This window comes from Pseudomonas sp. IAC-BECa141, from assembly GCF_020544405.1.
GTDB lineage: Bacteria > Pseudomonadota > Gammaproteobacteria > Pseudomonadales > Pseudomonadaceae > Aquipseudomonas.
Window position 1 is genome coordinate 5622153 of sequence record NZ_CP065410.1, and the last position, 21399, is coordinate 5643551.

The following is a 21399-nucleotide window of genomic DNA, read 5'->3' on the forward strand; positions in this document are numbered from 1 at the left end:
TGGGAGAACAGCAGCACGTCATGTAAGAGATCGCTTACATGACGTTACATCATCAAAACTGCGCAGCGTCCAGCAGGAACAGCGACTCGCTGCCGGCCTTGACCGACGCGTTCAGCGAGTGAATCCGCGGCAGCAGACGGGCGAAATAGAACCGCGCCGTACCGAGTTTGCTCGCGTAGAAATCGTCCTGCGCTTCTTTGCCCAGCGATGCCTTGGCCATCAGCGCCCACATGTAGGCGTAAGCGGTGTAGCCGAACACCTGCAGGTACTCGACCGACGCCGCGCCGATTTCGTTCGGGTTGGTTTTCGCCCGGTCCAGCAGCCACGAGGTCAGCTCGTCGAGGATGTCGACGGCATCATTCAGCGGTTTGGTGAACTCGCCCAGATCGGCACTGGCAGTCGCGGTGAAATGGCGGATCTCGTCGGCGAACAGCTTGTAGAACGCGCCGCCGCTGCCGACGATCTTGCGACCCACCAGGTCCAGCGCCTGAATGCCGTTGGTGCCTTCATAGATCTGGGTGATGCGCACGTCACGCACCAGTTGTTCCTGACCCCACTCGCGGATGTAGCCGTGGCCGCCGAAAATCTGCTGGCCGTGGACGGTGGTTTCCAGACCCAGATCCGTCAGGAACGCCTTGGCCACTGGCGTCAGCAAGGCCACCAGATCTTCCGCACGTTTGCGGGTGGCGGCGTCTTCGCTGAACTTGGCGGTATCGAGTTGCATCGCCACGTAGGTGGAGAACGCACGACCGCCTTCGTTCGAGGCTTTCATGGTCAGCAACATGCGACGCACGTCCGGGTGGACGATGATCGGGTCAGCAACCTTGTCCTTGTTCTGCGCGCCGGTCGGCGAACGGCTTTGCAGACGGTCACGAGCGTATTCGATGGCGTTCTGGTACGAACGCTCGCCGGTGGCCAGACCCTGGATGCCGACGCCCAGACGCTCGTAGTTCATCATGGTGAACATCGCGGCCAGGCCTTTGTTCGGCTCGCCGACCAGATAACCCACGGCTTCGTCGAAGTTCATCACGCAGGTGGCGGACGCCTGAATACCCATCTTGTGTTCGATCGAACCGCAGTTCGCCGGGTTGCGCGCACCCAGGCTGCCATCGGCATTGACCATGAACTTCGGCACCAGGAACAGCGATATGCCTTTCGGCCCAGCCGGAGCGTCCGGCAGTTTGGCCAGCACCAGGTGGATGATGTTTTCGGTCAGATCGTGCTCACCGCCGGTGATGAAGATCTTGGTGCCGCTGACCTTGTAGGAACCGTCGGCCTGAGGCTCGGCTTTGGTGCGGATAATGCCCAGGTCGGTACCGGCGTGCGGTTCGGTCAGGCACATGGAACCGGCCCAGACACCGGCGTACATGTTCGGCAGGTAAGCGGCTTTCAGCTCTTCGCTGGCGTGGGCGTTGATCGACAGGCAGGCGCCGGCGGTCAGCATCGGGTACAGGCCGAAAGCCAGACTGGCGGAGTTGACCATTTCTTCGACCTGAGCCGACACGGCTTTTGGCATGCCCATGCCGCCGTAGGCCGGATCACCGCCCACACCGACCCAGCCACCTTCGGCATAAGTCTGATAGGCCTGTGGGAAACCGGCCGGCGTGGTGACGGCACCGTCGGCCCAGTGGCAGCCTTCTTCGTCGGCGGCACGGCTCAGGGGCGCGATGCTTTTGCTGGTGACCTTGCCGGCCTCTTCGAGAATGGCTTCAACGGTTTCCGCGTCCACGGATTCGGCCAGGGCCGGCAGTTCGGCCCAGAGTTTGGCGACTTCGAACACTTCATTGAGGACGAAGCGCATATCGCGCAGCGGCGCTTTGTAGTCAGCCATGGCAAACCTCGCAAAGATCTAAACAGGTGATTCGTGGAAGGGTGTTTTCGTTGAGCTGGAGTGTAACCCAACAACTTTTGCGACACATAGGGTCAGGCAGTGACTGTTTTGTTATTTTTAGTCACCAGCGATCAACCATAAAGAAGCCCGCAATCAGCGGGCTCTTTTGTTTAACAGGGGCGTGTTACAGCGAGAACAACTGGGCCGGCAGTTTCATCAAGCAATCGCTGCCCGCCTCGATCGCCGAACGATGCGCCTCCGTACGCGGCAACAGACGCTTGAAGTAGAACTCGCACGTCGCCAGTTTGCCCTGGCAGAAATCGCCATCACCCTCGCCCGACTCCAGCTGCGCCTGGGCGACCAGGGCCATGCGCAGCCACAGGTAGCCCAGAACGATGTAACCGCTGTACATCAGGTAGTCCACCGACGCGGCGCCAACTTCATCGGGATTTTTCATCGCGGCCATGCCGACCTTCATGGTCAGTTCGCCCCACTGCTGATTGAGGCCATCGAGCTGCGCGACAAACCCGCCCAATTGCGCGTGCCCGGCGTTGGCGGCGCAGAACTTGTGGACGATTTTGGTGAAGTTGCGCAGCAGCTTGCCCTGGCTGCCCAGCACCTTGCGTCCGAGCAGATCCAGCGCCTGAATGCCGTTGGTGCCCTCGTAGATCGGCGCGATCCGGCAATCACGAACCAGTTGCTCCATGCCCCACTCGCGGATAAATCCGTGGCCGCCGAACACCTGCATGCCGTGGTTAGTCACCTCCAGCCCGGTATCGGTCATGAAGGCTTTGCAGATCGGAGTCAGGAACGCCAGAAGGTCTTCGGCCTCCTGACGCGCCTCGGCGTCCGAGCTCAGATGCGCGACATCGAGCATTTGCGCGGTGAAATAGGTCAGCGCACGGTTGCCTTCGTTAAAGGCCTTCATGGTCAGCAGCATGCGTCGCACGTCCGGGTGGACGATGATCGGGTCGGCCGGTTTGTCCGGGGCTTTGGCGCCGGTCAGGGCACGCATCTGCAGACGGTCGTTGGCGTATTTGATGGCGCCCTGGAAACTTGACTCGCCCAGACACAGGCCCTGCATCCCGGTACCGAGACGCGCATGGTTCATCATGGTGAACATGCAGTTCAGGCCCTTGTTCGGCTCGCCGATCAGGAAGCCTTTGGCGTCGTCGAAGTTCAGCACGCAGGTGGCCGAGGCCTTGATACCCATTTTGTGTTCGATCGAACCGCAGGAAACGCCGTTGCGCTCGCCGGCCTCACCGGAGGCGTCCGGAAGGAATTTCGGCACGATGAACAGTGAGATGCCTTTGGTCCCCGCTGGCGCGTCCGGCAATTTGGCCAACACCAGATGAATGATGTTGTCGCTCATGTCGTGCTCGCCGGCGGAGATGAAAATCTTGCTGCCGGTCACTGCATAACTGCCGTCGGCCTGAGGCACGGCACGGGTCTTGATGATGCCCAGATCAGTCCCGCAATGGGCTTCGGTCAGGCACATGGTGCCGGTCCACTGGCCAGCGGTGAGTTTGCGCAGATAGGTGTTTTTCTGTTCGTCGGTGCCGTGGGCGTGGATCGCCGACATGGCGCCGTGAGTCAGGCCCGGGTACATGCCCCACGACGTGTTGCTGGAGGCGACCATTTCGCTGATCACCAGCCCCAGCGAACTCGGCAGGCCCTGGCCGCCGTAGGTCGGATCTGCCGCCAGACCGTGCCAGCCACCTTCCACGTATTGTGCGAAGGCCTGCTTGAAACCTGTAGGCGTTGTCACCACGCCATTGTCGAAATGGCAGCCCTCTTCGTCACCGCTGCGATTGAGCGGTGCCAGAACGTTCTCACAGAACTTCGCACCTTCGTCGAGGATCGCGTTGATCATGTCCGGGCTGGCGTCGTGGGCGCCGAGGGCCGCGTACTGAGTGTGGAAGTCAAAGACGTGGTCGATCAGAAAGCGCATGTCGCGCAGGGGAGCTTTGTACTCGGGCATGGTGGCTTCTCCTTCAGCAGATTGCTTCAACCTACTGCTGGCCACCCTGCCCCACAATCACTGTCCAGACGCTGAATGCGCCGTCATCACTCAACCTGCGGCGCTGTCCATGCGCACCGCGCCACGGCGGTTCTGACCGAACGCCATCACACAGTTTCGCCCTGCGCCCTTGGCGCTGTAGAGCGCCTGGTCGGCGGATTTCAGCACTTCCTCCGGGGTGCGCTGTTCCAGACGTTCGGCTACGCCGATACTGACCGTGACCGACACGCTGGACGCGCCCGAACCCGAGCGACGCTGACGCCCCTGCTGATCATCCTGCGGGCGGCTTTCCTGATTACGTAACTGGATGTTGTAGGACGCAATCGACTCGCGGATGACCTCAAGGTGCGGCATGCACTCCTCGAGGGTCTTGCCCGCAAACACCAGAGCAAATTCCTCACCGCCATAGCGATAAGCCCTACCGCCGCCGCTGATTTTGGACAGCTTGCTGGCGACCAGGCGCAAGACCTGATCCCCCACGTCGTGGCCGTGGGTGTCGTTGAATTTCTTGAAGTGATCGACGTCGCTCATCGCCAGCACATAGTTGCGCCCCAGACGCTGCATGCGCTCGTTGAGTGCGCGGCGCCCGGGCAGGCCGGTGAGCTCGTCGCGGAAGGCCATTTGATAAGCCTCGTGCGCCACCGCCGCGGCAATCATCAACATCACCTGGCTGCACATGATGTTCAGGGTGAACGGCAGGATGAAGGTTTTCGGCAGCATCCAGAACACACCGAGCAACCCCACCAGTTGCGCCGCATGCAGCGGACGCGGGTTGCGCCAGTATTGCCAGGCCAGCAGCAGGAACGCCGAGATGAACACCGGATACGACAACTGGATCAGGCTCATCCACGCGCCGTGCAGCGCCGGCCAGCGGATTTCGGAAAGCCACATCAGCAACGCCTGCGGATAACTTTGCTCAAGCCCCAGCGCCACGCTGCCAAAGGCCAGCAGCACGGCGAAGCGCGCGACCATGTCCTGAAACAGGTGCGTGCGCTCTTGCCACGCGGCGAACAGACCGAACAGCAGCGGCAACAGCAGACAGACCAGATGGAACACCACGGCCGCGTCGTCGCGGACCTTGCCGTTGTCGCGGTAATAGTCGGTCTGGGTATCGAGCAGGAAGTAGGCGATGTAGACCGTGACCATCAGAAACAGCTCGCGCTGACGTCGGTAAACCGCACAGTACGAACCGCCCAACAGCAGCACCAAGGTCGGCAACACGTTGAACAGCGAAGTGAAGAACACGTTGAGGTCTTTGACGTACGCAGCCGCCAACCCCGCGAGCAACAACAGCAGTGAAGGTAGGAAATGACTGAAACGTACAGCTGAAGAACGCGGCAAGGGTAAAGCTCCGACCCGTCATGGCAAAGAGATGGCATTGTGCCTGCAATATGGCCAGTTAAGCACACACAATGTGATCCAGATCACAGGCTGTCTCTTTAACGGCCGAAATCGTCGGTAGCTGAGGGATTCAGTAAGGTTTTTTGCGGAATGGCCGCTAGACGGCCACCATGGCCATCATTCTTGATGGCCATGGTCTGTTTTTCTTTCAGAGATCGTTGTAGAACGGCTGTAATGGCCCTTCGGACGCGGGCCTGCCTTCAGCACCGTAAGGCTTGAGATTGAGCGATGCGTCCATCGCCTGACGGGTGGTGACTTTCGGACTGGCCGGGCGCTGGGTCACGGCATTTTCATCGCCGATATGGCCTTGCGGGATCACCAGCGACGGATGATCGAACGGTGCTCGCTCCCAGGCCACGCGCGGATCGGTCAAGCCGACTTCCATGAATTTCACCAGCGCATCGATTTCATCGGGCGTCAGGTTCAGCGCCGTCATGTCCGGGTCGAGGTTGGAAGTGTTGTGCTGGTTCACCGCCGGATGCTCGAAGCCGCTGGTGTTGTTGGCGTCTTCCCCGCGCCGGTCCCCGCCACGGTTGTAGAACTCCATCACCTGTTTGAGCGTCGAGCGGCTGCCGTTGTGGAAGTACGGCCCGGTCAGCGCGATGTTGCGCAGAGTCGGGGTCTTGAACGCGCCGTCGACCGAATCGCGGAAACCGACATTCGGCTTGAGCGTGGCATCGCATGGAATGGCCGCGCTCAACGGCGCCTCGAACGTGCAGACATCGACGTCCAGCGGATCGGCCGATTTTCCGCCCTGCAACACCGTGTTGTACTGCCGAGTGAACGACCACGGGTTGCCCCACGCATCCGCGCCCCCGAGGGCCAGGTCTTCCGAGGTCGGACGCACGCCGGTGTTGTAGAAGCCGTTGTCGTAGAGAGTGGTCAGGTTGTCGGCCATCACCATCCGTTCGATGCGTTCGCGCGGATGCATCAGCAGGCGGCTGGCGGCGTTGGTCAGCTCCGGACCGCCGTGGCAATTGACGCATTTACCCTTGCCGAGAAACAGATTCATGCCCTCGACCTGTTGCGCGTTCATCGCGGTGTGATCGCCTTGCAGGTAGGCGTCGATCGGCGCCTGATCGGACACCAGCGTCGCCTCATACATCTGGATCGCCAGGCCGAAGAACAGCGGGAAGTTGGCCTCCATCTGGGTGTACGGCGCACCGCCCACCAGAACGTTTTGCGTGGCGTTCCACAGCCGGGGCTGGAAGGCGTTCTTGATCAGCTCGCGATAGGTCGGCCGTCGTGCGCCGGACACAGGACCCAGTACCGAATCGGTGGATGAGATCCGTTGCTGCTTGAGCATCAACGTGTCGAGCATCCTGCGGCCGATGTCGGCAAAGGTGCGACCGCCGCAGGACATTTCCACCGGGCTACCGGGCGGGCCGACCGCTTGCGAGGCGGCTGACGCATCGTTGAGCGCCAGCCGCACTTTGGTCGCGATTGTGCTGCGCTCGCTGGTCACGTAGATCCCGGCATCCGGATCGCGATTGCCGAACGGCGAGAAGCCGTTGAACACGTTGTTGGCCCGACCGTCCCAGAAGTTGCGCACGTTGAACGCGGCATTGATCACCGACGGCGCATTGCGCCCGGTGCTGCGGCGAACGTTGATGCCACCGACCTGGAAAATACCGTCCGGCTGCTGAGTGCATTTGTCGAAACGCGCCTGATTGGGTTTGACGAAGTTGGCGTCGAACACGCCTTGCGAGCCGACCACATCGTCCGTCGAGTACACGATGGGCGAGTTGCGCTCCAGCGGATTGCTCAGCACGTGAGTCGGGAAGTCGGTTTTCTTCAGCGTGTAGTTCGGGCCACCCTTGCCGCCGGACAACGTTGCGTAGGACGCCACGTCACCCGGAATGTCCGAGGCCACAAACGGCTTGTTGAAGATCGACGCGACGTTGGCGTTGGTGTGTGCCTGGCCGGGGTTGAGCTGGTTGGTGATGCGGTGATCGACGCCGGCGTGGTAGTGGCAGGAGGCGCAGGCGGTGGCGCCATCGCTGCCGATCTCCATGTCCCAGAACAGCGCCTTGCCCAGCAGGATCGCGGCCTGGCGATTGAGCACGTAGTCGGTCATCAGGTCGACCTTGCGTCCGCCCTCGGTCCCGGACGGATCGGGGGGCACCATTCCGCGCAACGATTGCAGCGAGGGAACCTCCGGCACGGGAGGATCGACTTCGGCGGGGTCGGCGGCCCATGCGCTGTGGACTGCCAGCGCGACGGGTAACCAAAAGGTCAAACGAGCGAGTCGACTGATGTTCATAGGCTTCACCCTGACTGTTGTTGTTAAGTGCCGGGCGTCTTGCTTCTTTGAGCAGGCAGTTCTGATAAGCACCGGTAAATCGGGCGGTGCAATTAATTGGCCACTCTTCTGGAAACATTTTGAATCAATAAGCGCAAGGGTTCGGCTGAGCAGCGCCCTTATCCATGCTGGGGAATGAGCCCCGGGATTGGGGAAATCCGGGTACAAAAAAAACCGCTGCCCCCGAAGGAGCAGCGGTTTTTTGAAGGACTGCGTTAAGGCTTAGTAGCCCAGTGCGAAGTCTTCTTCTTTCATGTCCATCAGGTTGTTGGCGCCCGACAGCATGGTGGCCACGTGTGTACGGGTACGCGGCAGGATGCGCTGGAAGTAGAAGCGCGCGGTTTGCAGCTTGGCGGTGTAGAACGCCTCGTCGGTGGTACCGGCAGCCAGTTTTTCAGCAGCCAGACGCGCCATGTCAGCCCAGAAGTAGGCCAGGCAGGCGTAACCGGAGTACATCAGGTAGTCCACGGAGGCCGCGCCGACTTCTTCGCGATCTTTCATGGCGGCCATACCGACCTTCATGGTCAGCTCGCCCCACTCTTTGTTCAGTGCAGCCAACGGTGCGACGAATTCTTTGACGGCTTCGTTGCCTTCGTTGTTCTGGCAGAACTTGTGGACGATCTTGGTGAAGCCCTTCAAAGCCTCGCCCTGAGTCATCAGCACCTTACGGCCCAGCAGGTCGAGTGCCTGGATGCCGGTGGTGCCTTCGTACAGCATCGAAATGCGGCTGTCGCGAACGTTCTGCTCCATGCCCCACTCGGCGATGAAGCCGTGGCCGCCGTAGATCTGTACGCCGTGGTTGGCGGATTCGAAACCGACTTCGGTCATGAACGCTTTGGCGATCGGAGTCATGAAGGCCAGCAGTGCGTCGGCTTTCTTCTTCTCTTCTTCGTCCACGCCGTATTTGACGATGTCGACCTGTTTGGCGGTGAAGTACACCATCGCACGGTTGCCTTCGGCGAATGCCTTCATGGTCAACAGCATGCGGCGTACGTCCGGGTGAACGATGATCGGGTCAGCCGCTTTGTCCGGCGCTTTCGGGCCAGTCAGGGAACGCATTTGCAGACGATCGCGAGCGTATTTCAAGCCGCCCTGGAAGCCGATTTCGGCGTGGGCCAGACCTTGCAGCGCGGTACCCAGACGTGCGGTGTTCATGAAGGTGAACATGCAGTTCAGGCCTTTGTTCGCCGGGCCGATCAGGAAACCGGTCGCGCCGTCGAAGTTCATCACGCAGGTCGCATTGCCGTGGATGCCCATCTTGTGTTCGATCGAACCGCAGGTCACAGCATTGCGTGCACCGACGGTGCCGTCGGCGTTCGGCAGGAACTTGGGAACGATGAACAGCGAGATGCCTTTGGTGCCGGCCGGTGCGTCCGGCAGGCGGGCCAGCACGATGTGGACGATGTTGTCGGCCATGTCGTGTTCACCGGCCGAGATGAAGATCTTGGTACCGGAGACTTTGTAGGAACCGTCGGCCTGAGGTTCGGCCTTGGTGCGCAGCATGCCCAGGTCTGTGCCGCAGTGCGGTTCGGTCAGGCACATGGTGCCGGTCCATTCGCCGGAGACCAGTTTGGTCAGATAGGCTTCTTGCTGCTCTGGGGTGCCGTGTTCGGAGATGGTGTTCATCGCGCCATGCGACAGGCCAGGGTACATGCCCCACGACCAGTTGGCTTCGCCGACCATCTCGCTGACGGCCAGACCCAACGACTCAGGCAGGCCCTGACCGCCGTGCTCGACGTCATGGGCCAGGCTTGGCCAGCCACCTTCCACGAATTGCTTGTAGGCCTCTTTGAAGCCGGTCGGGGTTTTCACGCCAGACTCGCTCCAGGTGCAGCCTTCGGTGTCACCCACGCGGTTCAGCGGTGCCAGCACCTGCTCACAAAACTTGGCGCCCTCTTCGAGAATGGCGTCAACCATGTCCGGCGTTGCTTCTGCGCACGCTGGAAGGCTCTGATAGTGCGCTTCGTAGCCGAGCAGTTCGTCACGAACGAAGCGAATATCACGCAAGGGGGCCTTGTAGTCAGGCATAGCGATAAACCTCTGCTGATGTAACCGGGAATGAACGACCGCGTTGATTTGTTGTGACGGTCAAACAGTTGTTTGAAACATACGTTTACGCCGAAATCTTGTCAAGCGTCGTTCTTTTGCCATTCGTCATCACATTTTCCAAACGCCGGACAGAGCAATACGACATGCGCCCGACCGAGGCATGTGCACTGAAAAAAGATTAGTTGAGGGAGAAGGACTTACAACGAAAAACGCCGCGAACAGTCGCGGCGTCTGGCAAAGCGCAGGTCAGAAAATCAGGCGAAGGTATCGATGATCGTACCGAGCACTTCGTCGGAAGCCTTGGCGACTTTCACACCCAGTTCCGCTTGAAACTTGCCTTGGGCCATCTCGACCATGTTGCTGGCCAGGTCCGATTGCTGGGCGCGGTCCACAGAACGCAGACGATCGACCTGCACCTCCGAAGACTGACTGGTGACCGAACGCTCGATGGTGCTGCTGGCGATCTGGCTGGCGGCCTGGTCGACGCGGTTCTGTCCGGTCTGAATGGTGCTCAGACCTGCATAAAAAGCTGTGTTTCCAGAGATTTCCATGGGAGCTCTCATCCTTGGGAAGGATCAATGGGTGCCATTGAACCAGAGGCGCCAGAAAAACACCCGTCAAAAACACTAATGGCACAGTGCCTTGCCATAGCCAAAATCAGTCGAGCAGATCCAGTTGCAAGTGATCGGCAACCGCTTCGGCGCTGACCGCCTTGAGTTTCGGCACTCGCCCCAGGCACGGCGCCGGAATTCGCTCGGCGAGTGTCGCGAGGTTTTCTTCAAGCCGCGACGTCTTCGGATCAATGATGTTCGCCACCCAACCGGCCAGTTGCAGGCCGTCCCGGGCAATCGCCTCGGCAGTCAGCAATGCATGGCTGATGCATCCCAGACGCACACCGACCACCAGAATCACCGGCAGCTTCAGCGCGATGGCCAGATCCGAGAGATTGTCCTGATCCGCCAACGGCACCCGCCAACCGCCCGCGCCTTCGATCAGCGTGAAGTCGGCGTTCATAGCCAGAATCTCGCGCATCGGCGCCAGCAACGATTGCACGGTCAGCGCCACACCGGCCTCACGCGCTGCCAGATGCGGCGCGATCGCCGGCTCGAACGCCACCGGGTTGACCTGTTGATACGTCAGCGGCAACGAGCATTCGGCCTGCAACGCCAGCGCATCGGAGTTGCGCAAACCTTTGGGCGTCACTACACAACCGGACGCCACCGGTTTGCCCGCCGCCGTACTCAGCCCCGCCGACCGCGCAGCGTGCAGCAACCCGGCGGCCACGGTGGTCTTGCCAACGTCGGTGTCGGTTCCGGTGATGAAATAGGCTGCGCTCATAAGGGTTTCTCCAACACGGCGTAGACCACCTGATAGGTCGCCGGCAGTCCCGCAGGCTGGCGGAACTGCTCGTAAGCCTCGACCAAGCCCAGAATCCGCGCCCGCCCGGTCAATCCGCCCGGCCGACCGGGGTTCAGGTTATGCGCGCCCAAGGCCTTGAGTTCATGAGTCAGGCTGCGCACATCCAGGTAATGCAGCACATGCGGCCGGTTCTCCAGACAAACACTGCGCAAGCCACTGGCCGCGCACAATTGCTCATAACGTGCGAACTCGCGGAAACGGTTGACGTGCACCAGGCCGTCAACCTGACGCCAACTGTCGCGCAGTTCGTACAGCGTCCCTGCACAAAGACTAGCAAACGCGAAAATCCCCCCAGGTTTCAGCACTCGAAACGCTTCGCCGAGCACCGCTTCAAAGTCCGCGCACCATTGCACGGCGAGGCTGGAGAAGATCAGATCACACGTTGAATCCTGCAACGGCAAACGCTCGGCATCGCCAGCGATGAAGTGCGTGGCGCCGCCCAACGGCCGGGCGTGATTGAGCATGCCCTCAGCGATATCCAGCGCCAGCCCCTCACCAAATCGCTCGGCCAGCGCCCGTGTGAAATACCCTGTGCCACAGCCGAGATCCAGCCAGCGTGACGACCGAAAACACACCGGCAAGCGATTTATCAACTGTGTACCGACATCGCGCTGCAACTCGGCGACGCTGTCATAGCTGGCTGCCGCGCGAGAAAAAGAAGCCGCGACCTGGCGCTTGTCAGGCAAGCCGCCGGGCAACGCAGCAACAGACAAATCAGTCATCACCACACTCACTTAAAAACGCCTGGATCGCACCCGCCACACCGTGGGGGTCCTCCAGAAGAAACGCATGGCTGGCCTGCTCGATCAGACCCACTTCGACATCCGCCAGCAACGCGAACAACTCGCCCGCAGACTCCGCCGGCACCAACCCGTCCAGCCCACCAAACAAATGCAGTTGCGGGCCACGAAACGCCTGCAAGGCTTCCCGCGTATCGATCTGCGCCAACAATTCCAGACCCGCCATCAAAGCGGCCGGCGAGGTATTCGGCGCGCCGCCGAGCAACAACCGCGACAAGCCGCGCGCATCTTGCGCGCCTTGGGCGCAGAGCAAAGAGAATCGCTTCAGGGTCGTCCGCGGATCAGCGCTGCAACCGGCAAGAAACGCATCGAAGGTCTCGCCGGACATCGCACAAGGCCACTGTTCATGAGCGACAAACGAAGGATTACTCGCCAGGGTCAGCAAGCCGCAGCAATGTTCGCCACGCCGCGCCGCCAGCTCCGAAGCGAGCATGCCGCCCAGCGACCAGCCGCCGAGCCAGGCATCTTCGGGGATGCGCTCATCGAGTTCGTCGAGCCAGTCTTGCAGATCGCTGGAATCCAGCTCCGGCAACGGTTCGATGTCGACCTGCAGGTGTTCATCGAGTCCACGCAACGCAGCGGCCAGCGGCTCCAGCGGCGAAACGCCGAGCCCCCAACCCGGTAGCAGAATCAGACGATCACGCATAGCTTGGCTCCGACTTGAGTTTGGCAAAGCAATCGGCCAGTCCTTCCAACAATAGCTGCACCTGCGCCTCGCTGTGGGCCGCGGTCAGCGTCACCCGCAACCGCGCACTGCCGGCGGGCACGGTCGGCGGGCGGATCGCAGTGACCATCAGCCCACGCTCGCGCAGCATCTGCGACAGACGCACGGCGCGACCGGCATCGCCGATCAGGATCGGCTGGATCGGCGTGAAGCTGTCCATCAGTTCCAGACCAATCTGCTCGGCGCCGTGGCGGAACTGGCGGATCAGCGTGCGCAGATGCTCGCGACGCCAGTGTTCGCTGCGCAGCAGTTCCAGACTTTTCAATGTTGCACAGGCCAGCGCCGGCGGCTGGCTGGTGGTGTAGATGTACGGACGGGCGAACTGGATCAGGCTTTCGATCAGCTCTTCACTGCCCGCGACGAACGCACCCGCCGTGCCGAACGCTTTGCCAAGAGTCCCGACCAATACCGGCACATCCTCCTGGCTCAAACCGAAATGCTCGACGATCCCGCCACCATTCGCGCCCAAAGGACCGAAGCCGTGGGCGTCATCGACCATCAACCACGCGCCTTTGGCCTTGGTTTCCCGGGCCAGGGCCGGCAGATCGGCAAGGTCGCCGTCCATGCTGAACACGCCGTCAGTGACCACCAGCGTATTGCCGGTGGCTTTCTCCAGACGCTTGGCCAGACTGTCGGCGTCGTTGTGCAGATAACGATTGAAGCGCGCGCCGGACAACAATCCGGCATCCAGCAACGAGGCATGATTGAGCCGGTCTTCCAGCACCGTATCGCCCTGCCCGACCAATGCGGTGACCGCGCCGAGGTTGGCCATGTAACCGGTGGTGAACAACAGCGCGCGAGGCCGTCCGGTGAGGTCGGCGAGAGCTTCTTCCAAAGCGTGATGCGGGCCGCTGTGGCCAATCACCAGATGCGATGCGCCGCCGCCGACACCCCAGCGCTCAGCACCGGCGCGCCAGGCTTCGATCACTTGCGGGTGATTGGCCAGGCCCAGGTAATCGTTGTTGCAGAACGCCAGCAACGGCTGACCGTCGACCACCACTTGCGGCCCTTGTGGGCTTTCAAGCAATGGGCGCTGGCGATAAAGATTTTCGGCACGACGGGCAGCAAGGCGTGCGGCGAGATCGAAAGACATGCAGGCCTCGACATTCAAGTGACACAGATCCCCTTGTGGGAGCGGGCCTGCTCGCGAGGAGGCCTTCACATCCGACATCAATGTCGACTGAAGCACCGCTATCGCGAGCAAGCTCGCTCCCACAGGGGTTTGCATTCCTTCAGAGGAATCCGCGCAGGTTTTTACACCGCCGCGTTATAGAACTGCTCGCTGCTCTTCTGCTCCACCAGCGCCTGCTCGATGGCGGCCTGATGCACTTCGTCGGCATGCTCTTCGCGGGCTTCCGGCTGAATGCCCAGACGCGCAAACAGCTGCATGTCCTTGTCGGCCTGCGGGTTGGCGGTGGTCAGCAGTTTGTCGCCGTAGAAGATCGAGTTGGCGCCGGCGAAAAACGCCAGGGCCTGCATCTGCTCGTTCATTGCTTCGCGGCCGGCGGACAGGCGCACGTGAGATTGCGGCATCAGGATGCGCGCCACGGCGAGCATGCGGATGAAATCGAACGGATCGACGTCGTCGGCGTTTTCCAGCGGCGTGCCGGCGACTTTCACCAGCATGTTGATCGGCACCGATTCCGGGTGCTCCGGCAGGTTGGCCAACTGGATCAGCAGGTTCGCGCGGTCATCGAGGGACTCGCCCATGCCGAGAATGCCGCCGGAGCAGATCTTCATCCCCGCATCGCGCACGTACGCCAGGGTTTGCAGGCGCTCGCTGTAAGTGCGGGTGGTGATGATGCTGCCGTAGAACTCCGGCGAGGTGTCGAGGTTGTGGTTGTAGTAGTCGAGCCCGGCCTTGGCCAGCGCTTCGGTCTGATCCTGATCGAGACGACCGAGGGTCATGCAGGTTTCCAGGCCCATGGCCTTCACGCCTTCGACCATCTTCAGTACGTAAGGCATGTCCTTGGCCGACGGGTGTTTCCACGCCGCGCCCATGCAGAAGCGGGTTGAGCCGATAGCTTTGGCGCGGGCAGCCTCTTCGAGGACTTTCTGCACTTCCATCAACTTTTCTTTTTCCAGCCCGGTGTTGTAGTGACCGGACTGCGGACAATATTTGCAATCTTCCGGACAGGCGCCGGTCTTGATCGACAACAGGGTGGAAACCTGGACGCGGTTGGCGTCGAAATGCGCGCGGTGCACCGTCTGCGCCTGGAACAGCAAGTCGTTGAATGGCTGAACGAAGAGTGCTTTGACTTCGGCCAAAGTCCAGTCGTGACGCAGGGTGGCAGTGGTGCTGGCGCTCATGGGCGTTTCCTTGGTTATGCTTGGCTGGCGCCTGGGGAAACGGAATACCCACAGGCACGACACGGATGTTCGGCATATTTAAGGAAGAGTCATGCACTGTCAACCACACTACAAAAGGCCGGTTTACATCTGGTTAAAAAACAAACAACACTGTTTATTGTGTGACGAACCGGCAGACGGGCAAATCCCGATCTGCACTGCCTGTGAAACCGATCTGCCGTGGCTGGGCGATCAATGCGTGACCTGCGCCCTGCCCCTCGCCGCCAGCCTGACCTGTGGTGCCTGCCTGCAGGATCCACCGGCCTTTGAACAAGTCGCCGTGCCATGGACTTACAGCTTTCCCATGGACACGCTGATCACCCGCTTCAAGCACAACGGCAAATGGCCGCTTGGCCACTTGCTCGCCGACGTTCTCGGCGAGTTCCTGCAACATCGCTTCGAGGAAGACCTGCCTCGCCCGGACGCCCTGCTGCCGGTGCCGCTGGCACCGAAACGCCTGCGCCAGCGCGGCTTCAATCAAGCGGCGATGCTGGCGCAGTGGCTGGGCAAGTCACTCGACCTGCCTTGCGAGGAGCACAACCTTTTGCGCGTGCAGGATACCGACGCCCAGCAAGCCCTCAATGCCAAGGCACGTAAAAGCAATCTGCGACACGCCTTCGCCCTCAGTCCCGATGCCCAGGTGAAAGGCCGGCACCTGGCCCTGGTCGACGACGTGCTGACCACTGGCGCCACCGCCCAGGCGCTGGCCCGTTTGCTGATGAACGCCGGCGCCGCGCGGGTGGATGTGTACTGCCTGGCCCGCACGCCAAAACCCGGCGACCCGGCTTGACGGATACGCCTCGAGCCGCCAACGTCCTCCCTCAACCCTTCAGCAAAGCGTCCGCCATGTCCTTGCCCACCCTGTTGTCCCAGCACATCGTCCGCCGTCCGCAGCGCATCGCCTTGCTGCAACACATCGCCGAGCAGGGTTCGATCACCCGCGCCGCGAAAAGCGCCGGCCTGAGTTACAAGGCGGCGTGGGATGCCATCGATGAGCTGAACAACCTCGCGCAAAAGCCTCTGGTCGAGCGCGCGGTCGGCGGCAAGGGCGGAGGTGGCGCCAAACTGTCGAGCGAGGGCGAGCGAGTGCTGCGCCTCTATCAGAAGCTGCAAGCCTTGCAGGCCCAGGTACTTGAAGCCGCCGAGGATGCCAGCGATCTGGACCTGCTCGGTCGGCTGATGCTCAGGACCAGCGCGCGCAATCAACTGCACGGCAAAGTCGTGCAGATCGAAGGTCAGGGCCGCAACGATCTGATCCGCCTTGAGCTGGCCGAAGGTCTGTCGATCGACGCGCAGATCACCCACGACAGCACTGTGCACCTGGAGCTGCAACCGGGCACGGAAGTGGTGGCGCTGATCAAGGCCGGCTGGCTCGAACTGCTCGCGCCCGAGGCCACGCCTGCCGTCGGACACAACCTTTTGAACGGTCGGATCGAGGCGATTCTCGACGCCGAAGACGGCCCCAGCGAAGTACGCATCGCCCTGCCCAATGGCCAGACCCTTTGCGCGCTGGCCGAACCGCTGGACTTGCGCAGCCGTGGTCTGAAGCTCGAGCAACCGGTGCAGGTGCAGTTTTCTCCGTCGAATGTGCTGCTGGGCACACCGCTCTGACAGCGCTGCAACGAAAGCGTCATCGACCCGCATTAAGGTGGCTGCCAAAACCATGCAGGGAGCCTGATGTGAGCCTATTAGAAGAAAACCAATCCACAGACCTGGAAAAAATGGTCGGCCTGAGCCGTCGCGGTTTCATCAGCGCTGGCGCGCTGTGTGGCGCGGCGATGTTCCTCGGCGGCAACCTGCTGAGTCGCAGCGTACTGGCCGCCAGTGTCAGCGCCGGCAACAGCCGTTTGCTCGGTTTCGACAGCATTCCGGCCGCCACCACCGACACTATCAGCCTGCCCAAGGGCTACAAGTCGTCGGTGCTGATCAGCTGGGGCCAGCCACTGCACAAGAACGGCCCGGCCTTCGACCCGAGCGGCAATGGCACCGCGGCTGCGCAGGAAGTGCAGTTCGGCGACAACAACGACGGCATGAGCCTGTTCGAATTCCCGGGCGAGAAAAACCGCGCGTTGATGGCGATCAACAATGAATACACCAACTACCGCTACCTCTATCCGCACGGCGGCCTGCCGCAATCGGCCGAGGACGTGCGCAAGGCCCTGGCCTGCGAAGGTGTGTCGGTAATCGAAGTCCAGCGCAAGAACGGCCAATGGCAGTTCGTTCAGGGCTCGCGCTACAACCGGCGGATTCACGGTAACTCGCCGCTGCGGATCAGCGGCCCGGCCGCCGGCCACGAGCTGATGAAAACCAGCGCCGACAAGCATGGCAAGAAAGTCCTCGGCACCTTCCAGAACTGCGCCAACGGCAAGACGCCGTGGGGCACTTACCTGACCTGCGAAGAGAACTTCACCGACTGCTTCGGCAGCAGCAACGCCCAGCAGCAGTTCGACCCGGCGCAGAAACGCTACGGTGTGACAGCCGCCAGCCGCGAGATCAACTGGCATCCATTCGATCCGCGCTTCGACCTGGCGAAGAACCCGAACGAGCTGAACCGTCACGGCTGGGTCGTGGAAATCGACCCGTTCGACCCGCAATCGACCCCGGTCAAACGCACCGCCCTCGGTCGCTTCAAACATGAAAACGCCGCACTGGCCGAGACCGACGACGGTCGCGCCGTGGTCTACATGGGCGACGACGAACGCGGCGAGTTCATCTACAAATTCGTCAGCCGCGACAAGATCAATCATCGCAACGCCAAGGCCAACCGCGACATCCTCGATCACGGCACGCTGTATGTGGCCAGGTTCGATGCCGGCGACGGCAATCCGGATCACCCGAAAGGCCAGGGCCAGTGGATCGAGCTGACCCACGGCAAGAACGGCATCGACGCCAGCAGCGGTTTCGCCGATCAGGCCGAAGTGCTGATTCACGCGCGTCTCGCCGCCAGCGTGGTCGGCGCCACGCGCATGGACCGTCCGGAATGGATCGTGGTCAGCCCGAAAGACGGCCAGGTTTATTGCACCCTGACCAACAACGCCAAACGCGGCGAGGACGGGCAACCGGTGGGCGGGCCGAACCCGCGCGAGAAGAACGTCTATGGGCAGATCCTGCGCTGGCGCACCGACCGCGACGATCACGGTTCGAAAACCTTCGCCTGGGATCTGTTCGTGGTGGCCGGCAACCCGAGCGTGCACGCCGGTACACCGAAGGGCGGCTCGTCGAATATCACTCCGCAAAACATGTTCAACAGCCCCGACGGTCTCGGTTTCGACAAGGCTGGCCGACTGTGGATTCTTACCGACGGCGACTCGAGCAACACCGGTGATTTCGCCGGGATGGGCAACAACCAGATGCTCTGCGCCGATCCTGCGACCGGTGAGATTCGCCGGTTCATGGTCGGACCGATCGGTTGCGAAGTCACCGGGATCAGCTTCTCGCCGGATCAGAAAACCCTGTTCGTCGGGATTCAGCACCCGGGCGAGAACGGCGGTTCGACCTTCCCCGAGCATTTGCCGAACGGCAAGCCGCGCTCGTCGGTGATGGCAATTACCCGTGAGGATGGCGGGATCGTCGGCGCCTGATCGGGCGACGTTCTGATCGTTCCCGTGCGCTGCACGGGAACGATCCCACTCAAGACAGCCCGTCTGCGCTACCATGCCGAGCCGGACGCAGCAGCCTGCTGCGCGCAGGAGTCAGCATGGCCCACCCGTTTGAAACCCTCACCCCAGACCTCGTGCTCGATGCCGTCGAAAGCATCGGTTTCCTGAGCGACGCGCGCATTCTGGCGCTCAACAGTTACGAAAACCGCGTCTATCAGGTCGGCATCGAAGACTCCGAACCGCTGATCGCCAAGTTCTATCGCCCGCAGCGCTGGACCAACGAAGCGATTCTGGAAGAGCACCAGTTCACCTTCGAACTGGCCGATGTAGAAATCCCGGTGGTGGCGCCATTGATCCATAACGGTAAAACCCTGCACGAACACGCCGGCTTTCGTTTTACCCTGTTTCCCCGTCGCGGCGGCCGGGCGCCGGAGCCGGGCAATCTCGATCAGCTGTATCGCCTCGGCCAGTTGCTCGGGCGCATGCACGCAGTCGGCGGGACCCAACCGTTCGAGTACCGCGAAGCGTTGGCCGTGCAGAACTTCGGCCATGACTCGCTGACCACGTTGCTGGAAGGCAACTTCATCCCCAGGAGTCTGCTGCCGGCCTACGAGTCCGTCGCCCGCGACCTGCTCAAGCGTGTGGAGGACGTCTACGCCAACACCCCGCACCGGAACATCCGCATGCATGGCGACTGCCACCCCGGCAACATGATGTGCCGCGACGAGATATTCCACATCGTCGACCTTGACGACTGCCGCATGGGCCCGGCGGTGCAGGACATCTGGATGATGCTCGCCGGCGATCGTCAGGATTGTCTGGGACAGTTGTCGGAATTGATGGACGGCTACAACGAATTTCATGACTTCGACCCGCGCGAACTGGCGCTGATCGAACCGCTGCGCGCCTTGCGCCTGATGCATTACAGCGCCTGGCTGGCACGGCGCTGGGACGATCCGGCGTTCCCTCGCAGCTTTCCATGGTTCGGCAGCGAGCGGTATTGGGGCGATCAGGTATTGGCGTTGCGTGAGCAACTGTCGGCGCTGAACGAGGAGCCGTTGAAGCTTTTCTGACACGACACGTCTATACAACTGCCCGTACAATCGCTGCTTTGTTAGCTGCCTAAGCAAGGACTCTGCATGCAAGCCGCCAACCCGCGTCGCGGGTACATTCTGGGCCTCAGTGCCTACATCATCTGGGGATTGTTCCCGCTCTACTTCAAAGCCATCGCCGAAGTGCCGGCAGTGGAAATCATCATTCACCGGGTGCTGTGGTCGGCGCTGTTCGGCGCGCTGCTGTTGATGGTGTGGAAGCATCCCGGCTGGTGGCAGGAACTGCGCGACAACCCGAAACGCCTGGCGATTCTCGCGCTCAGCGGCACCTTGATCGCGGCCAACTGGCTGACCTACGTCTGGTCGGTGAACAACGGCCGGATGCTGGAAGCGAGCCTCGGTTACTACATCAACCCGCTGGTGAATGTGTTGCTGGGCATGCTGATTCTGGGCGAACGCCTGCGGCGCATGCAGTGGCTGGCGGTCGGTCTGGCAACGGTCGGCGTGGCTCAGCAGGTCTGGCAGGTGGGAAGTCTGCCGTGGGTGTCGCTGGTGCTGGCGCTGACTTTTGGTTTCTATGGGCTGATCCGCAAGCAGGCACCGGTCAAGGCGCTGCCGGGGCTGGTGGTCGAAACCTGGATGCTGGTGCCGATCGCCCTCGCGTGGCTGCTGTTCAACCCGACCGCAACCAGCGCCCAGGCCGAGTTCTGGACTACATCCGAAGCCTGGTGGCTGGTGGCGGCCGGCCCGGTGACGCTGGTGCCGCTGGTGTGCTTCAACGCAGCGGCACGGCACCTGCCCTACACCACCCTCGGTTTCCTGCAATACCTGGCGCCGACGTTGGTACTGCTGCAAGCCGTATTGCTGTTCGGCGAACACCTGTCGTCCAGCACGCTGATCGCCTTCATGTTTATCTGGGCCGGCCTTGCGGTGTACAGCGTCGATGCGTGGATGAGCCTGCGCCGGCGCAGCTGATCAAAAAACGTACAAACCTCCACAGGCCACGGTTCTCGTGGCCTGTATCGTTCCTTCCCAAGGTTATCCACAGCGTGATCCCCGCCGTTTGTGCGCAAGTCACTGAATGTTGGCGGTTTTTTGATCAGTCCTCGCCAAGCCACGGCTGACGTGGCCTGACGCGCGGTCTCTACAGGTTATCCACAGGCAGGTGCACGCTAAAACTGGATAACCCTTCCCGCGCTCACGGATCGGTGCGCAGCACCAGTTCCACCATCAAGTCATCGGCCAGGGTTTCCAGCCGCGATTGCAGAACATCCAGCGACAGGGTCAGCGGCACCGCGAGAATCGCCTCGGCGTGGAACAGCGGTTCGCTGCTCATCGGCGCCGGGCGCACTTCAGTCACCAGTCGTTCGAGGTTGACGCCCTGCTCGCTCAGCAACCGGGTAATGTCGCGCACGATGCCCGGACGATCATTGCCCACCAGTTCCATGGCGATCGGTTTCCAGGTGCAGGCCTGCTCGATACCGCTTTCGGCCACCAGCACGCGAATGCCCTGCGCCGACAAAGCTTGTAGGGCATCGACTAATTCGTCGTAAGCCTCTGCCGGCACTCCCACCCGCAGAATCCCGGCGAACTGCCCGGCCATCCGCGACATGCGGCTTTCCAGCCAGTTACCGCCGTGTTCGGCGATGCATTGGGCGATGCGCTCGACCTGCCCGGGCTTGTCCGGTGCGAAAACGGTGAGTACGAGGTGATCCATGGCGCAGCCCTCTGTCATGACTTTTGTTATAGAAAAGCAAGTATAGGCAAGCGTTCGACAGACGCCTCAGACGCTCGAAATCACAAATCGTGTACAACTTTTTATATTTAGCTGGAACAATCCATTGGTTTTTTGA

17 protein-coding genes are annotated in these 21399 nt (G+C 61.4%); 5 read left to right on the top strand and 12 right to left on the bottom strand.

Annotation, left to right across the window (positions count from 1 at the left end; genetic code table 11):
• Positions 1-52 precede the first annotated feature (52 nt).
• The 11 genes from I5961_RS25835 to bioB all read right to left on the bottom strand — a co-directional run bounded on the left by I5961_RS25835 (position 53) and on the right by bioB (position 14856).
• A complete protein-coding gene (locus I5961_RS25835) occupies positions 53-1831 on the bottom strand; it encodes an acyl-CoA dehydrogenase C-terminal domain-containing protein (RefSeq protein WP_085697733.1) in 1779 nt (592 codons plus the stop codon).
• 184 nt (positions 1832-2015) lie between these two features.
• Positions 2016-3812 carry an acyl-CoA dehydrogenase C-terminal domain-containing protein gene (locus I5961_RS25840; RefSeq protein ID WP_227233707.1) on the bottom strand — a complete coding sequence of 599 codons (1797 nt, stop codon included), beginning with the start codon at positions 3810-3812 and terminating at the stop codon, positions 2016-2018.
• A gap of 90 nt (positions 3813-3902) precedes the next feature.
• Positions 3903-5192: a GGDEF domain-containing protein gene (locus I5961_RS25845; protein ID WP_085697735.1), complete on the bottom strand. Its 1290-nt coding sequence runs from the start codon at positions 5190-5192 to the stop codon at positions 3903-3905.
• Positions 5193-5400: 208 nt separating this feature from the next.
• Positions 5401-7515: a cytochrome-c peroxidase gene (locus I5961_RS25850; RefSeq protein ID WP_085702846.1), complete on the bottom strand. Its 2115-nt coding sequence runs from the start codon at positions 7513-7515 to the stop codon at positions 5401-5403.
• Positions 7516-7776: 261 nt separating this feature from the next.
• On the bottom strand, positions 7777-9582 hold the full coding sequence (locus tag I5961_RS25855) for a phenylacyl-CoA dehydrogenase (RefSeq protein ID WP_074692190.1): 1806 nt from the start codon (positions 9580-9582) through the stop codon (positions 7777-7779).
• Between the two features lie 275 nt (positions 9583-9857).
• Positions 9858-10154 (bottom strand): pyrroloquinoline quinone biosynthesis protein PqqE, encoded by a 297-nt coding sequence (locus I5961_RS25860; RefSeq protein ID WP_085697737.1) that lies wholly within the window; start codon positions 10152-10154, stop codon positions 9858-9860.
• A gap of 106 nt (positions 10155-10260) precedes the next feature.
• A complete protein-coding gene (gene bioD, locus I5961_RS25865) occupies positions 10261-10941 on the bottom strand; it encodes a dethiobiotin synthase (RefSeq protein ID WP_085697738.1) in 681 nt (226 codons plus the stop codon).
• Entirely contained in the window at positions 10938-11744 is an 807-nt protein-coding gene (gene bioC, locus I5961_RS25870; RefSeq protein ID WP_227233708.1) for a malonyl-ACP O-methyltransferase BioC, read from the bottom strand. Before bioC ends, bioD begins: the two co-directional genes overlap by 4 nt.
• Positions 11737-12468: an alpha/beta fold hydrolase gene (locus I5961_RS25875; RefSeq protein ID WP_227233710.1), complete on the bottom strand. Its 732-nt coding sequence runs from the start codon at positions 12466-12468 to the stop codon at positions 11737-11739. Before I5961_RS25875 ends, bioC begins: the two co-directional genes overlap by 8 nt.
• Positions 12461-13639, bottom strand: a complete 1179-nt coding sequence (gene bioF / locus I5961_RS25880; protein ID WP_227233711.1) for an 8-amino-7-oxononanoate synthase — start codon at positions 13637-13639, stop codon at positions 12461-12463. Before bioF ends, I5961_RS25875 begins: the two co-directional genes overlap by 8 nt.
• A 161-nt stretch (positions 13640-13800) precedes the next feature.
• Positions 13801-14856: a biotin synthase BioB gene (gene bioB, locus I5961_RS25885; protein WP_007959840.1), complete on the bottom strand. Its 1056-nt coding sequence runs from the start codon at positions 14854-14856 to the stop codon at positions 13801-13803.
• Between the two features lie 91 nt (positions 14857-14947).
• Here bioB and I5961_RS25890 point away from each other — a divergent pair, with 91 nt between their 5' ends.
• The 5 genes from I5961_RS25890 (at position 14948) to rarD (ending at position 20521) form a co-directional block, all read left to right on the top strand.
• A complete protein-coding gene (locus tag I5961_RS25890; protein ID WP_227233713.1) occupies positions 14948-15685 on the top strand; it encodes a ComF family protein in 738 nt (245 codons plus the stop codon).
• Between the two features lie 56 nt (positions 15686-15741).
• The gene (locus I5961_RS25895) at positions 15742-16506 is read left to right on the top strand and encodes a TOBE domain-containing protein (RefSeq protein WP_085697743.1); all 765 of its coding nucleotides are present in this window, start codon (positions 15742-15744) and stop codon (positions 16504-16506) included.
• Positions 16507-16574: 68 nt separating this feature from the next.
• Positions 16575-18476 (top strand): PhoX family protein, encoded by a 1902-nt coding sequence (locus tag I5961_RS25900; RefSeq protein ID WP_085697744.1) that lies wholly within the window; start codon positions 16575-16577, stop codon positions 18474-18476.
• Positions 18477-18592: 116 nt separating this feature from the next.
• Positions 18593-19567 (top strand): serine/threonine protein kinase, encoded by a 975-nt coding sequence (locus tag I5961_RS25905; protein ID WP_227233715.1) that lies wholly within the window; start codon positions 18593-18595, stop codon positions 19565-19567.
• A 66-nt stretch (positions 19568-19633) separates the two neighbouring features.
• Positions 19634-20521 carry an EamA family transporter RarD gene (rarD, locus tag I5961_RS25910; protein ID WP_085697746.1) on the top strand — a complete coding sequence of 296 codons (888 nt, stop codon included), beginning with the start codon at positions 19634-19636 and terminating at the stop codon, positions 20519-20521.
• A 223-nt stretch (positions 20522-20744) separates the two neighbouring features.
• Here rarD and I5961_RS25915 read toward each other — a convergent pair whose 3' ends face one another.
• On the bottom strand, positions 20745-21263 hold the full coding sequence (locus tag I5961_RS25915; RefSeq protein ID WP_007959830.1) for a glycine cleavage system protein R: 519 nt from the start codon (positions 21261-21263) through the stop codon (positions 20745-20747).
• Positions 21264-21399 lie beyond the last annotated feature (136 nt).

Coding starts and splice junctions, on each gene's coding strand:
- I5961_RS25835 (WP_085697733.1), bottom strand. CDS start 1,831: ATGGCTGACTACAAAGCGCCGCTGCGCGATATGCGCTTCGTCCTCAAT.
- I5961_RS25840 (WP_227233707.1), bottom strand. CDS start 3,812: ATGCCCGAGTACAAAGCTCCCCTGCGCGACATGCGCTTTCTGATCGAC.
- I5961_RS25850 (WP_085702846.1), bottom strand. CDS start 7,515: ATGAACATCAGTCGACTCGCTCGTTTGACCTTTTGGTTACCCGTCGCG.
- I5961_RS25855 (WP_074692190.1), bottom strand. CDS start 9,582: ATGCCTGACTACAAGGCCCCCTTGCGTGATATTCGCTTCGTTCGTGAC.
- I5961_RS25860 (WP_085697737.1), bottom strand. CDS start 10,154: ATGGAAATCTCTGGAAACACAGCTTTTTATGCAGGTCTGAGCACCATT.
- bioD (WP_085697738.1), bottom strand. CDS start 10,941: ATGAGCGCAGCCTATTTCATCACCGGAACCGACACCGACGTTGGCAAG.
- bioC (WP_227233708.1), bottom strand. CDS start 11,744: ATGACTGATTTGTCTGTTGCTGCGTTGCCCGGCGGCTTGCCTGACAAG.
- I5961_RS25875 (WP_227233710.1), bottom strand. CDS start 12,468: ATGCGTGATCGTCTGATTCTGCTACCGGGTTGGGGGCTCGGCGTTTCG.
- bioF (WP_227233711.1), bottom strand. CDS start 13,639: ATGTCTTTCGATCTCGCCGCACGCCTTGCTGCCCGTCGTGCCGAAAAT.
- bioB (WP_007959840.1), bottom strand. CDS start 14,856: ATGAGCGCCAGCACCACTGCCACCCTGCGTCACGACTGGACTTTGGCC.
- I5961_RS25890 (WP_227233713.1), top strand. CDS start 14,948: ATGCACTGTCAACCACACTACAAAAGGCCGGTTTACATCTGGTTAAAA.
- I5961_RS25895 (WP_085697743.1), top strand. CDS start 15,742: ATGTCCTTGCCCACCCTGTTGTCCCAGCACATCGTCCGCCGTCCGCAG.
- I5961_RS25905 (WP_227233715.1), top strand. CDS start 18,593: ATGGCCCACCCGTTTGAAACCCTCACCCCAGACCTCGTGCTCGATGCC.
- rarD (WP_085697746.1), top strand. CDS start 19,634: ATGCAAGCCGCCAACCCGCGTCGCGGGTACATTCTGGGCCTCAGTGCC.
- I5961_RS25915 (WP_007959830.1), bottom strand. CDS start 21,263: ATGGATCACCTCGTACTCACCGTTTTCGCACCGGACAAGCCCGGGCAG.